At 68.7% G+C, this 12,209-nt stretch carries 14 protein-coding genes; 6 read left to right on the top strand and 8 right to left on the bottom strand.

Features of this window, described 5'->3' with window-relative positions; genetic code table 11:
* Window positions 1-30: 30 nt before the first annotated feature.
* Window positions 31-585 (top strand): hypothetical protein, encoded by a 555-nt coding sequence (locus tag ACFT4A_RS02490; RefSeq protein ID WP_382825246.1) that lies wholly within the window; start codon window positions 31-33, stop codon window positions 583-585.
* A gap of 574 nt (window positions 586-1,159) precedes the next feature.
* Window positions 1,160-2,212 (top strand): hypothetical protein, encoded by a 1,053-nt coding sequence (locus tag ACFT4A_RS02485; RefSeq protein WP_382825245.1) that lies wholly within the window; start codon window positions 1,160-1,162, stop codon window positions 2,210-2,212.
* A gap of 140 nt (window positions 2,213-2,352) precedes the next feature.
* On the opposite strand, the gene ACFT4A_RS02480 is transcribed toward ACFT4A_RS02485, so the two are convergent.
* The gene (locus tag ACFT4A_RS02480) at window positions 2,353-3,246 is read right to left on the bottom strand and encodes a LysR family transcriptional regulator (RefSeq protein ID WP_382825243.1); all 894 of its coding nucleotides are present in this window, start codon (window positions 3,244-3,246) and stop codon (window positions 2,353-2,355) included.
* Between the two features lie 138 nt (window positions 3,247-3,384).
* Here ACFT4A_RS02480 and ACFT4A_RS02475 point away from each other — a divergent pair, with 138 nt between their 5' ends.
* From ACFT4A_RS02475 to ACFT4A_RS02465, 3 genes are all read left to right on the top strand, one after another.
* Window positions 3,385-4,203: a 3'(2'),5'-bisphosphate nucleotidase CysQ gene (locus ACFT4A_RS02475; RefSeq protein ID WP_382825241.1), complete on the top strand. Its 819-nt coding sequence runs from the start codon at window positions 3,385-3,387 to the stop codon at window positions 4,201-4,203.
* A 41-nt stretch (window positions 4,204-4,244) separates the two neighbouring features.
* On the top strand, window positions 4,245-4,841 hold the full coding sequence (locus ACFT4A_RS02470; protein ID WP_382825239.1) for an NADPH-dependent F420 reductase: 597 nt from the start codon (window positions 4,245-4,247) through the stop codon (window positions 4,839-4,841).
* A 541-nt stretch (window positions 4,842-5,382) separates the two neighbouring features.
* Complete coding sequence (locus ACFT4A_RS02465) at window positions 5,383-5,643, top strand: hypothetical protein (protein ID WP_382825237.1); 261 nt, start codon at window positions 5,383-5,385, stop codon at window positions 5,641-5,643.
* Between the two features lie 121 nt (window positions 5,644-5,764).
* On the opposite strand, the gene ACFT4A_RS02460 is transcribed toward ACFT4A_RS02465, so the two are convergent.
* Genes ACFT4A_RS02460 through ACFT4A_RS02445 form a run of 4 tightly spaced genes read right to left on the bottom strand, consistent with a single transcriptional unit; the run spans window position 5,765 to window position 9,093 of the window.
* Window positions 5,765-6,964, bottom strand: a complete 1,200-nt coding sequence (locus ACFT4A_RS02460) for a Shedu anti-phage system protein SduA domain-containing protein (RefSeq protein ID WP_382825236.1) — start codon at window positions 6,962-6,964, stop codon at window positions 5,765-5,767.
* The gene (locus ACFT4A_RS02455) at window positions 6,957-7,877 is read right to left on the bottom strand and encodes a hypothetical protein (RefSeq protein WP_382825234.1); all 921 of its coding nucleotides are present in this window, start codon (window positions 7,875-7,877) and stop codon (window positions 6,957-6,959) included. The genes ACFT4A_RS02460 and ACFT4A_RS02455 overlap by 8 nt, the downstream gene beginning before the upstream one ends.
* Window positions 7,874-8,419, bottom strand: coding sequence for a hypothetical protein (locus tag ACFT4A_RS02450; protein ID WP_382825233.1), 546 nt, complete (start codon window positions 8,417-8,419; stop codon window positions 7,874-7,876). The genes ACFT4A_RS02455 and ACFT4A_RS02450 overlap by 4 nt, the downstream gene beginning before the upstream one ends.
* Window positions 8,416-9,093, bottom strand: coding sequence for a recombinase family protein (locus ACFT4A_RS02445; protein WP_382825231.1), 678 nt, complete (start codon window positions 9,091-9,093; stop codon window positions 8,416-8,418). The genes ACFT4A_RS02450 and ACFT4A_RS02445 overlap by 4 nt, the downstream gene beginning before the upstream one ends.
* 273 nt (window positions 9,094-9,366) lie before the next feature.
* Here ACFT4A_RS02445 and ACFT4A_RS02440 point away from each other — a divergent pair, with 273 nt between their 5' ends.
* Window positions 9,367-9,501 (top strand): hypothetical protein, encoded by a 135-nt coding sequence (locus ACFT4A_RS02440; RefSeq protein WP_382825230.1) that lies wholly within the window; start codon window positions 9,367-9,369, stop codon window positions 9,499-9,501.
* An 87-nt stretch (window positions 9,502-9,588) separates the two neighbouring features.
* Here the strand turns inward: ACFT4A_RS02440 and ACFT4A_RS02435 are convergent, their stop codons facing one another.
* The 3 genes from ACFT4A_RS02435 to ACFT4A_RS02425 form a co-directional block, all read right to left on the bottom strand.
* Complete coding sequence (locus ACFT4A_RS02435; RefSeq protein WP_382825228.1) at window positions 9,589-10,677, bottom strand: tyrosine-type recombinase/integrase; 1,089 nt, start codon at window positions 10,675-10,677, stop codon at window positions 9,589-9,591.
* 66 nt (window positions 10,678-10,743) lie between these two features.
* Entirely contained in the window at window positions 10,744-10,950 is a 207-nt protein-coding gene (locus tag ACFT4A_RS02430) for a helix-turn-helix domain-containing protein (RefSeq protein WP_382825226.1), read from the bottom strand.
* A 227-nt stretch (window positions 10,951-11,177) separates the two neighbouring features.
* The gene (locus tag ACFT4A_RS02425; RefSeq protein ID WP_382825224.1) at window positions 11,178-11,387 is read right to left on the bottom strand and encodes a hypothetical protein; all 210 of its coding nucleotides are present in this window, start codon (window positions 11,385-11,387) and stop codon (window positions 11,178-11,180) included.
* Between the last annotated feature and the right edge of the window lie 822 nt (window positions 11,388-12,209).

The raw sequence follows: 12,209 nt of genomic DNA, 5'->3' as shown, positions 1-12,209 counted from the left end.
CGGGCCGCTCTTCCGCCTAGGGTCTCGATCATGTTCAGGTCAGGGGTGGGGTTCTTCGCGCTGTTCGGGCTCGGCTGGTGGCTGCTGGGCTCGAGCGCGTTCGACGGGTTGACGCGGCAGATCCTGCTCGTGGCCGGCTGTGCCGTCACGGTGGGGCTGATGCTCGCCGCGCGCCGTTCGCTTCCCCCGTCGGCAGGGGGACCCTTCCCCGCCGGCCGACGCCGACGGTTCAACCAGATCAACGGGCTCCAGTGGCTGCTGATCATCGCTGTCGTCGCGGTCTGCCGTCACCTCGGGGTGCCGGTGCTCGTTCCCCCGCTGATCGCGGTTGTCGTCGGGCTGCACTTCCTGCCGTTGGCGGCGGTGTTCGAGCAGCCCCGACTGCGCATACCGGCGGGCCTGTTGATCGCTTCCGGGGCGACGGGCGTGACCGTCTGGCTCACCAACGGCCCGGACGAGACCGTTCGCCTCGTGGTGGGCCTCATCTCGGCGCTCTCCCTGTGGGGCATGGCGACATGGACAGTCGCAGGGGCGGCGTCCGCTGCCGGGCGAGGGGGAGGAACTGAGCGATCCGGCGACGCGTGACAGCCCTCATCGTGAAGTGGGCGGGTGCACAACTCGGCCGCCATGCCCGGGAGGAACGACCCCACCGTCCGGCTCCTCCTCGGCCAGCCCGACGGCAGCCAGGAACCCATGGATCTGTGTTCGTGCCTGCACAGCGGCCACGGAATAGCCGGAGACGCCCACCGAGTCAGATACCAGCCCACCCGTCGTGGGCTGCCCGACAATGTTGTTGACGACCATTTCCGGCCCACCTCTCGCTCTTACAACGGCTAACCCTGACAGCTCTTTGTCGTTACGGTCCGGCGGCGCACCCAACGTGCCGGCGTGCTCGCGCTGGAGGCCGTGTTCAAAGGCGTCCGGAAAGACAGCCGCTTACCAGACTGCCCGGCGCACGGCTACGGAAGAGCGAAACGACGCCGGGCACGCCGGCCCCGTGGCCATGCTGCTCCCAGCGACGAGAGCCGGGGGAAACGTGAAGGCGATTCTGGCGGGGGCCGTACTTCTGGTGTGTCTGAGCACACCGCTGATGGGAGGCATGCAGCAGCCACGGCTGCCATCGAAGCGACGCACTCCCGAATACTCGGTAGGGGCGCCATTGGCGGTCGGACTCGGCTCCTGGGCGATGTGGGTGCTGATGTTCCCGGTGCTCCGCGTCGGCTTCACCGATACCAGGAACACCTGGATATGCGTCGCGTTGCTCGTACTGTGCGTACTGGTCGCCCGACCGCTGGTCCGGATGGCGGCGCCCGCGCGGCTCAAGCGGAGCCGCCTGCTGGTCGCGGCACGCGCGGTGGGACTCTGCTGCGTCGTGGCGGCCGTCATGGCACCGCTGGACGCCGAGGTCGACAAGCAGCCCATGGCCGGAATGACCGTGATCTACGCGACGACCGCCGCCGTACTGGGTCTGATGCGGATCGTGGACCACGGCTACTTCCCGCTGGTCCTGCTGCGGACGGCGCTGTGGAAGGCGCTCCTGGCCGCCGTGACCGGGTACTGGATCCACCACACCGGCGGCACCCTCGTCCCCGACCCGGACCACGCCACCGCCGGGACACTGCTGCTCGCCGCCCTGTGGTGGTCGCTGGTGGGGCTGTCCACCGGCTGCGCGATGACCGCGGCCGCCCGCCTGACACGCTGGATGAGGACCGGACCGCCTGCCCGTCCCGCACCCCCCGGAGTGACGTCCTGGCCACCCGCCGTCGGCGACGTGTGGACGGCCGAACTCACCCACGACGACAACACCTACAAGGAGCGTCCGGTGCTGGTGCTGGAACACACCCCGGGCTTCGTCCGCGTACTCGGCATCACCAGCGTCGACAAGTCCGGCCGGCAACGCGGCTACTTGAAGCTCCGCCTGTCCGAGTGGCAGGGCGTACTGAAGAAGGACGGCTGGCTGAACCTGGAGATCGCGCACATCCCGTACTGCGACTTTCTCTGGCGCCACGGGGAGTGCCCGGACCGGGTATGGGACGTCCTGTGCACGAAGGCCGACGTCCGGGAGCGGCCCCCGAAGGCAGGACCCGCCCCGGGATTCACCTCCCGCCACCGGCTCCGGTCAGCGATGAACTCCCACGTCGGCCGTGACGCACGCACGGTCCGCCCCGCCGCCGGCCCGGGGCGCCGGGTGTGGCGGCGGGAGAAGGTCTGACCGGAACAAGCTCAGACGGGGTGTGCAACTGTCGAGGCCTGGTGCGCACGCCACTGTGCTGCACCACGAGGTCGGGGACGATTCCCACGGCGGTCGCTTCGGCCGCCTGGACGAGGACGAGCCTGGCAGCGCGACGCTCCTCACATGGCCAGCGCGGTTCGCGCCAGCCCGCGCAGCCAGGCGTGGGCTTGGTCGGTGTCGTAGCGCTGATGCCACGACAGGTATATCGGTGCCGACGGCAATTCGAGCGGGAGGGGGAGCACGGCCAGGCCGAGGTCGGCGACCGCTGACCGCGTGGTGGCTTCGGGGACGCTGATCAGGAGATCGGAGCCGCGCGCGAACTCCAGCGCGGCCGCTTCCGTGGGCGCGGTCGCCACCACGCGGCGGGTGAGGCCGAGCCGCACGAGGGCGTCGTCGAGGGCATTGCCGAGGTTTCCACGTCGCGAGACGGTGACGTGCTCGGCGGCGGCGTACCGCTTCGCGGTGACGGTCCTGACACGGGTGAGGGGGTGCCCCTGCCTCACGACGATGACAAGGCGGGTCTCGCCCACCTTCTCGGCACGGATGTCCGGTGCGCTCGGGCGGTTGGCGTTCGCCTCCAGGTCGACCTCGCCGCGCCGCAACTCGGGGGTGTCGATGCTCGATTCCGCGACGAAGCGCAATCGCACGCCCGGGGCCTGTCCGCGCACGGCCGCGAGCAGTGCGGGGCCGCTCAAGGCGACCAGGGAATCGTGCCAGCGGAGCGTGAAAGTGCGCTCCAACGTCGCCAGATCGAGTTCACGGCTCGGTGCCAGCACCCCCTGGACCTGGTGCAGCAGCTCGTGCACCTGTTCCCGGACGGCGATCGCGTACGGCGTCGGGGTCATCGTGCGGCCGGTGCGCACCAGGATCTGATCCCCGGTCGCGCGCCGGATTCGGCCCAGACTCCGGCTCATCGCGGGGGCGGTGACGTGCAGGCGCGCGGCCGCCCCGCCCACACTTCCCTCCTCCAGCAGCGCGTCGAGCGCGGCGAGGAGATTCAAATCCAATTGCATATGAGTAATCCTAGCCGTGCTTTACATGCATTTGAAGTTAATGATTGGGCTCTATACCTTCGAGACGAAAGCGCAAGAAGCAAGGCGCAGTTCGGGCCCGACCGGCCCCATTACCCCTCCTTCCACAGGAGCACCACCATGTCCGAAATGCTTCAGACCACTGCCCTCCCCGCCTCCGACGCCGACCTGCTCGCCCAGGCCGCGATCGCCGTCCGCGCGGCCGGTTCAGCGCTGCGCGAGCGCTTCGGCGAGGTGGTCCGCTACCAGACCCGCGAAGAGCTGATGCGCGCGCTCGCCGCCAACGACGACACGGCCCTCGACATCCTGCGCCCCCGCCTCACGCGCCTGCGCCCGGACGCCGGCTGGGTGGAGGACGAGCTGGACGGCGGGGCGCTGCCGCCCGGCGAATGGTGGGTCGTGGATCCGGCCGAAGGCAACGTCAACCACCTGCACGCCCTGCCGGACTGGGCGGTGACCGCCACCCTCGTGCGTGAGAACCAGCCGGTGCTCACCGCCGTCCACCTGCCGTTGACCGGCGAGACCTACACCGCGCTCACCGGCGCGGGCGCCCACCTCGACGGCCGGCCGCTGCACGTCTCCCGGACCGCGGACCTCGGCCTGAGCATCGTGGCCACCAGCCAGGCCCGGCCGGACGAGGACGAGAAGGTCGTGCGGCGCGTCGGCTCCTCGATCACCGCGATGCTCTTCGACGCACTCGTCGTCCGCACCGCCGTGCCCGCGACCCTGCACCTGCTGAACGTGGCCGCCGGCCGGATCGACGCCTTCTGGCAGTTCGCCGGCGCCCGCGCGGACCTGCTGCCCGGGGCGCTGCTCGTCACCGAGGCCGGCGGACGGATCTCCGACACCGAGGGCCGCCCCTGGACCCCGCAGAGCGAGAGCTTCCTGGCCACCGCACCCGGCGTCCACGCCGAGGCCGTCGCCACGCTCTCACGCTGACCGCGCACCACAACCTGCACCTACGGAAGGACCAGATCATCATGACCACGATCGCAGTTCTCGGAAACGGCCGCGTCGGCGGCAACCTGGCCGCAGCCCTCACCCGGGCAGGGCATGAGGTGACCGTGGCGGAGCGCGCGCCGGGCGCCGCCGCCGACGCTGCCCGGACAGCCCGGATCGTCATCAACGCCACCCCGGGCGCCGGCTCGCTGGACCGGCTCGTCGCCCTGCGCGAGGAACTGCGGGACAAGATCCTCGTCGACGTCTCCAACGCCACCATCGACGGACCGGACGGACTGCCCGCCGACCTGATCTACCCCGGCTCGAGCCTCGCCGAGCAACTCCAGGAAGCGCTCCCCGAAACACGCGTCGTCAAGACACTCAACACCATGCTCTTCCCGGTGATGACCGCGCCGGCCACGCTCACCCAGGCGCCCGATGCCTTCCTCTCCGGCGAGGACCCGCAGGCCAAGCAGACCGTCCGCGAACTGCTCATCGAGTTCGGCTGGCGCAAGGAGTGGATCACCGATCTCGGCGGGATCCAGACCGCCCGCGCCACGGAGGCCGCCATACTGTTCGTACCGCACGTGATCCGGTCCAGCGGATTCGCGCCCTTCGCGATCTCGATCGCCCGCTGACCGCACACAGTGCGCCGGACGGCGCCCCGTGGCCACCCTTCCTGGGGCCGTCGGGCCGTCGGCCTCGCACCGAGGAATCGGCCCATCCCGTAACGTCCACACCACATATGACGCGCACACTAAAAACCGCAGGTCAGGAGCCCTTTGCCGCCGGTTCAAGGATGGCAACACATTCCACGTGGTGCGTCATCGGAAAGATGTTGGCCTGCACGAAGGCATTAAAACAGCAGGTCGGAGAGGCTTTCGGGTCCCGAATGAGGGCCAGCGGGCCCCCGGAGCGTCAAATGAGCGTCACGGCCGTACGTCGGTTCGGAACGGACAATCTGGCATGGCATGGCTCCCCTCTGCCACGGGAAGTGTCAGTGGCGCGGCACGTTGTCCCTCAGTTCTACGATCTGCCCATGACCCGACGTATCGGCCGGGGCGGACGCACGGCCAGCGTCGACGGGCCCATACGACGCGGCCGGCCCAGACAGATGGCCCTCCGGCGCCTCTTACGCCCTGACCCGGATCGGACCGCTCCCGGCTACGGTAGACGCCCATGAACGCCTACGAGCGGGCCGTGCAACGCGCCCTCGCCACCACCGGCCACACCCACCTCACCACCCGTCAGCTCGCCGCGCTCCTTGACCGCGCCGAGGAAGCCACCCCGCACGCACAACACCTCCAACGCCTCCACCCAGGACATGCCACCACCCGCAACCGCCTGCACGCCGCCGGCATGACCTGCGCACAGATTGGCCTCCACGACGGCGACCCGGAGTTCCTCGACGCGCTGCTGCAGGAACTCGCCCACGCTTAAGCCCGGCAGCAGCCCGCCTGGCTCGGGAGTACCGGGCCAGGGCGGGGAGCATTTCGGTGCAGGGTCGTGCGCGCCAGCGGAGTGATGGTCGTTTCCTCCGCTGGGCCCCGCCAGGCGCTCTCTACCAGTCGCGGTCGAGGTCTCCAGTTTCTGTGTCGAGCAGACCTGGGAGCGCTGAGTCGGCACCGAGGCCGGCCCGCAAAAGCCAGTCGTACGTCCGGATTTCAATCCGGTCGTTCGCGGAATGGCGATCCCGGATCTCGCGGGCGCTGTCCGTCACGTCCTCCCGACCCATGATGATGAGCCCGCGTGCATCCACGGTGATGCCCGGGAGGGAAGCCCGGGCAGACAGGAGGTTGACCTTCAGCCACTCGCGCCAGTCCTGGATCTGGTCGATGGCATGGCGCAGCGTGGGCGACTCACGCTGGTTTCCAGGGTTGGTGAGCCGCTCGGTGGGGCTTTTCAGTTCGACGAGGTGCCAGCGAAGGCCAGCCGAGGTCCGACTGGCGATGAGGAAGTCCGAGACGTACCTGTCGCCGAGACGAACCTGCGGGCGGACCCAGATTCCGTGGTGGCCGGCGATCACGTTGGCCAGGAGGGCTGGGTGGTTCTCCAGGACGACCTGCATGGGCCGTTCCTCGGTGGCGTTGACCAACGCCTCGTGGAGGGCTCGGCATTCCACCATTGACGGGCGCCGAGGGACCTTCCATCTGTCGAGCAGGGCCAGCTCGCGGTTGGTAACGCGCTCGGGGTGCCGGTCCTCGGCAGTGGCTTCTTCGCGTGCCTTGGCGAGCAGATCGCCGTGGTCGGCGTCGCCCGGCTTCACCAGGTGCTTGACGGTATGGGGCCACGCTCGGCGTCCGAGACCACCGCGGAAGTTCAGCAGACCGCTCAGGCTGATCGAGCTGATCTGCCCGTATCGATCCTCATCGGGCTTTCTCCTCTTCACGGAAACGGCGATATCGCCCACCTCGGGGCGCAGCCGTTCGAGATGATGGACCGTGCGCCGCGCCCAGGCGACTTCGAGCCACCCGTTCAGCACGTCGCGGCTTCCTACCTCCTCCTGGACCGGGATGCGAAGACCGGTCTCGGCGGCCACGCTGGCGAGGTAGTTGTACTCAGGCTCGTCGATACCCGGATGCTCCCGCAGGCGCAATGGCTTCGCGAGTTGGGCGCGTAGGAGGGCGCCGGCCAACGGGGTGGGGGTATTGGTAGCCATGGGAATCACCAGCGCGTCCGAGAGGGCGAGCTGCTCCGCCGTCGGCCCTGCGAACAGATGGCCGAGTCCGTCCGCGACCAGTTGCCAGTTTGTCTCAGCCACCGGGTGTCAGGTCCTTCATCTCGTAGGGATGGCCCTGGTTGTGCTCGTCGCCTTCGTCTCCGGTATCCGACCCGTATGGTCCAAAGAGTCCGCTCTGTCCGGGTCGGTTGGCGCCCAGGGCGAACGCGTTGCCCTTCATGCGGTGCGGGGAGGAGATCACGCGTTCTCCCCAGTCGTCTGCGCAGGCAGCAGAACCGCGTCGGCCGGCCGGACCTTGGTCAGGCACACCCCGCAGAGCAGCGGCCCCTGCTCGTAGAAGAAGGGCGTGACCTGCTGGCGCCGGGGGACGGGGGTGCACTCGCAGACGATCGCGAACCGGGCGCCGGAGCGTCCGCCGCGCGGCGGGGCGACGGCCTGCACGGCAGCTTCGAGCTCGACGCCGGCCGCGGCGTCGAGAGCGGCGATCGCCTCCGCCCACCTGCTCGGCTCCCGCGTCGAACAGCGGGCAGCGGCCCATGTCGATCACGCGGGCGGCCCGGGCTGGCGGGGTGAGCCCGACTTCGCGGGCGAGCCGCCCGTAGCGATTCTTGTGCCAGCGCCAGTCACCGCCGCTGACGTCGACGATGTCCCGGGTGAGGGCCAGGCCGTGCGCGGCGTGGCGCAGCAGGCCCTCCATCAGGGGCCGTCCGTCCAGGCCGAGGGTGCCGGAGGATACCTGTAGCTCCATGGTCAGGTGCCCGTCGCGGACAAAGCGGCGCCCGGTGCGCAGGGCGGTGCACTTGGTGGCGTCCTGGGCACTGGCCGGGGGCGGCACGGTGACGGAAAGGTCGGGGATGCCGGTGAAGCGATGGCGGATCTCGCGCCAGGTGGTCTCCACCGCGCTGATGATGACCGCGCCGTACACGACGGGCGCGGTCACACCGCCCGCCGTGGGCGGCGGGGTGGTGTCGGTGAAGAGGGTCAGGTCACTCACGTGGTGGGCTGCCTTCGGATCGGACGGGTGAGGTGGAGGTTGGCGGCGGCGTTGGCGCAGGTGACGGCGAAGTCGTAGTCGGCGTTCGCGTACTCCTCCCTGGTGATCGGCTGATAGTGCCGAGCCATCCAGGCGTGCGCCTGGGCCTCGGCCCGCCCCAGCGCCCGGTCGTCGGGGAGGCGTTCGGTCAGGTGGGCGTCGACCAGTCCGTACTGGTAGCGGTTCATCTCCCGCAGGTGCTGGTCGATACGCGTCCACAGCTTCTCGGTACGGCCGATCTTCACGCGCGGGTTGGGCCCGGCGATCTCCAGCACGTACAGCCGGTGTCCGACCGCACCCGTGTCGAGCAGCTCGTCACGGACCCGGTCGCGGAGTCGCCTTTGCAGCCGTACGACAGGCTGGGGCAGCGGCACTGCGGCGCCGGCCAGCAGAATCGCCCGTGCCTCTGCCTGGAGCCGAAGGAAGGACGGGCGGCCGGGCGGCGGCGCAGGCGGCAGAAGCCGCATGTACGGGGCTGGCAGGGTGGGCGGCGTGTTCGTCATCGGCTGCCGCCCGTGAGCTGGGCCGGGACGCGGGAAGTCCGCAGCTCCTTCAGATCGGGGATGTGGTTGTAGAGGGTGCCGACCGAGACGCCGAGGAGTTTGGCGATCGTCTCGATGCTGTTCTCCGGGTTGGGCAGCATGTCGCGGGCGGCGCGCAGCATCTGCTCGCTGACGACGGTGGGCCGGCCGCCGACACGGCCGCGGGCCCGCGCGGCGGCCAGGCCCTCGTTGGTGCCCTGCACGATCAGCTCCCGGATGAACTCCGCGAGGGCTGCGAAGACGTGGAAGATCAGCCGGCCGCCGGGGGTAAGGGTGTCGAGCTTCTCGTGCAGCGAGGTGAACCCGATCCCGTGCGTACGCAGCTCGGCGACCATGTTCACCAGGTCCTGAAGCGAGCGCCCGTACCGGTCCAGCGACGGCACGACGAGGATGTCCCCGGGCTCCAGGAAGGCGTGGCACGCCTTCAGCTCCGGCCGTGCGCCGTTCTTGCCCGACTTCTTCTCCTTGAAGATTCGCCGGCACCGCGCGAGGGTGAGCGCGTCCACCTGCCGGTCTAGCTTCTGCCCGCCGGTCGACACCCGCGCGTAGCCGATGCGGATCTCACTCGGCCGCGCGGGGAAGGCGGCCAGGAGGTCGTCGTCGGCGTCGAACATGTCGGTCAGGGTCGTCGTCACGTACGGCAGTGTGGCGTCAACTAACCATCCTTTTCTGAGGAACGGCCCGGAACCCCCCGTAGGAGGCCCGAGAGCCTTCAATAACTCCCTCAAAAACCGCGACCCCTCAACAACCCTCCGACATCCTTTGCTGAGGAAATCCGGGCCCTCAAGACCCCATCCGGATCACGCCCGGCGCCTTGGCGCCACCGGTTCCGCGAAGGTCCACTCGGACGTGCGGATACGGGCACATGTTTGGGCGCGGTGGTTCTGCCACCACTGACACTTCGGTCCATGGGGAGGGTGTCGGCGGAAAAGCGCCGGGCAGCAGTCGAACGGCTGTCCCGGCTGCGTGAGGACGAGGCGTTGACTGCCGCGCACGTGCGTACGGTCTCCGGCGACCTGGGGGTGTCGGAGCGGACGGTGTGACGCTGGCTCGCGCCGCCGAAGCCGGCTGTCCGGCCGCGCTACGAGCTGACGTCGCCCTGTCCACGACGAACAGGGCGACGGCCCGCTTTATGCGGCAATCGTGAGGGGGTTTTCCATGCGCTCCCAAGCGCTGAGGACGGCCTTATGGGCGTCCGGCTGCAGGTGGGCGTAGCGCTGGGTGGTCTGGAAGCTCTCGTGGCCCAGGAGGTGCTGGACTTCGTAGAGCGAGACTCCCTTTTGGACCAGCCATGAGGCGCAGGTGTGGCGCATGGAGTGCGGCGGGTAGTGCGGGACGAGTTGCAGCTCGCCGTCGTCGCCGAAGTGGTAGGCGGCCTCGACGGCAGGCCACCAGGTCTGCCGTCGCCAGTTACTGTCGGCGAGCAGGCGCCCGGAGCGGCCCTTGGTAATGGTGGTGAACACCACCGCGTCGCGGTCGAGCCGGTGGATGTGGCGTTCGAGAGCGTCCAGGACGTGGGGCGGGAGTGGGACCTCCCGACGGCTCTTGGAACTCTTGGGGTACTCCTTGATGCCGCTCTTGGTATTGACCTCCACCACGAACAGGCGAGAGCGGCGCGTGTCGATGCGGTGCCGGTGGAGGCCGGAGAGCTCTCCCCAGCGCAGTCCGGTGTAGAAGCCGAGCAGGCACATCGTCCGCCAGACGGGGGCGAGTCCGTCGAGGATGCTCTGCGCCTGGTCGGGCGTGAACCACTGTGGCGGTTTGACCGCGATAGGCGGCAGATCGATGCTGCGACACGGACTCACCGCGATCACATCGTCGTCGACCGCCGCACGCATGATGGACGACGTCAGGTTGTAGGCCCGCTTGATCGCGGCAGGGCCTGCGCCCTTCTCGACCAGGGAGCGGATCCAGCTCTGGACGTCCATGCGGGTGATAGCCCGCATCTCCCAGTCCGCCCAATACGGCATGACGTGGTTCTTGATGCTGGACCCGTCGCCCCGCAGGGTGTGGGGTTCGACGATGCGGGCGTTCCACCACCGGTCGTGCCACTCCAGGAAGGCGATCTCGCCGGCCCGCGGGTCGCGCATGCCTCCGCGCGCGAACTGGGTCTCCAGCTCGATGCCCCAGGCCCGTGCCTGGGCCTTGAGGGGGAAAGACTCGCTGAACCGGTCTCCGGCCCGGTTTCGAACGGTCGCCTGCCACTTGCCGGTCTTCAATTTGCGCAGGTACGCGGTACTACTCCTTCGTTCAGGAACGGCGAGGGCCGGACTGATGGCGAGAGATCATCGGCGGGCGCGAGGGGCAGCGACAAGCCTGCTGGCGATGAACTCCTCCAGCCCGGTAGCAGGGACACGGACGCGGGAACGTTCCGTCCCTGTGCGCAGATCGACGACGGGGAGGTCTCCGGCGGCGATGAAGCGGTAGACGGTGCGGCGGTCGACGTCCAGGGCGGCGGCGACAGCGGGGATGGACAGCAAACGGGCAGTCATGCGCGAGTCCTCGGAAACAGGGGTGGAATGGCCAAGCTGGCGAATTGATTTAGCCGGCCGGTCCAGGGCGAAGGTCAACCAGCCCCATCACGACACTGGGACCACATCGCTGAAGAGCTGAGCCCATGTGACACGGCGACCGCAGCGAGGCGTGGACCGCCGACGTTCGGGATGCGTGCGACGGGAGGGTCCACGCTCGGATCGTGAGTCCGAGCGCGGGACGGAACTTACCGCTCGGCAGCGTCCGGAAGGCCCGTGATCTCTTCCAGGTGATCCCAGTCGATCTCGACGTCTTCCAGCCGGAAACGATGCGGGTATCGCAGCGCAACCCAACTCCCTCTCACACCAGCCCACTCAGCGACGCCCCATGCCGGAACACCTGCCTTGAGCCAGGCATCCAGAAAGGAATCACGCACGCTGGAGACCTGCTCCCCCAAACCCGCTTGCATCTCCTCCGGACTCAACACCGCCTGGCGAGCCTGCCTCCACACCCTCCGGCACTCGGAGGACGCCAACGGCCCGCCCCGCTCACCAAGGAACAACAGATCGCCCGTCTTCAAGCCCGCCCCGCCGATCCATCGGCCGCAGCACACCCACGAGTTCCGGCGAGAGAGGGACCCTCCGGCCCTCGCCGGAGCGGACCAACATTTCCCCGAACTCCCCGTCTGGGAGCGTCACGTCGTGTACCCGAACCGAGGCCGCCTCGCCCGGCGATAGTGCGGTGCCCGCCATGGAGGCGAGAAAGGGAAAACACGACTCCCGGAGATTCCTCCTGGATCCATTCAGAAGAGCGCGGACGTGGCCCACGGAGAGCAAGGACGATTCATCTATTGCGGGCTGCGACAAACTACTTGGCTCCTCATGCGAGACATCGGGACGCGTCGGCGTCCCCTGGTCCATCAATGGTCCGACGAAGCGCCGGTTTGGCCAACCGGCGATCGTCGGCTATGTTGCGCACGCGACGCACCACTCGCGGATCCGGCCGATCCGCGGAGAGCCCGTTCCAGATCGCCCGGATTTCCGAAGACCGCTCTAGGTTTGCTTCGTTCGCCGAGTTAATCCAGTCCGTACAGGACTTAATGTGTCTGCCGTCAGCGAATCGGCACGAAACGACCCAGGACCGGGCCCCAAAAGCCAGGAAACACCAGAACAGAGTAGGCGCCTTCTAAGAGCTCGTAACACGATCTTGTTGAAGTGTGCTGGTTGGCCGTGACCGGTGTGACGATTTGGCCGTTCGTGACGGTGTGAGTACTCGGCCG

Origin of the sequence: Streptomyces sp. NPDC057099, assembly GCF_042671245.1 — a bacterium.
In the GTDB taxonomy this organism is placed as follows: Bacteria; Actinomycetota; Actinomycetes; order Streptomycetales; family Streptomycetaceae; genus Streptomyces; species Streptomyces purpurascens.
This window is presented reverse-complemented; position numbering and strand designations above follow the sequence as displayed.

Excerpts from the sequence above, each read along its gene's own strand:
- ACFT4A_RS02490 (WP_382825246.1), top strand. The coding sequence starts at position 31 with ATGTTCAGGTCAGGGGTGGGGTTCTTCGCGCTGTTCGGGCTCGGCTGG.
- ACFT4A_RS02470 (WP_382825239.1), top strand. The coding sequence starts at position 4,245 with ATGACCACGATCGCAGTTCTCGGAAACGGCCGCGTCGGCGGCAACCTG.
- ACFT4A_RS02440 (WP_382825230.1), top strand. The coding sequence starts at position 9,367 with ATGGGGAGGGTGTCGGCGGAAAAGCGCCGGGCAGCAGTCGAACGGCTG.
- ACFT4A_RS02430 (WP_382825226.1), bottom strand. The coding sequence starts at position 10,950 with ATGACTGCCCGTTTGCTGTCCATCCCCGCTGTCGCCGCCGCCCTGGAC.
- ACFT4A_RS02475 (WP_382825241.1), top strand. The coding sequence starts at position 3,385 with ATGTCCGAAATGCTTCAGACCACTGCCCTCCCCGCCTCCGACGCCGAC.
- ACFT4A_RS02465 (WP_382825237.1), top strand. The coding sequence starts at position 5,383 with ATGAACGCCTACGAGCGGGCCGTGCAACGCGCCCTCGCCACCACCGGC.
- ACFT4A_RS02480 (WP_382825243.1), bottom strand. The coding sequence starts at position 3,246 with ATGCAATTGGATTTGAATCTCCTCGCCGCGCTCGACGCGCTGCTGGAG.
- ACFT4A_RS02450 (WP_382825233.1), bottom strand. The coding sequence starts at position 8,419 with ATGACGAACACGCCGCCCACCCTGCCAGCCCCGTACATGCGGCTTCTG.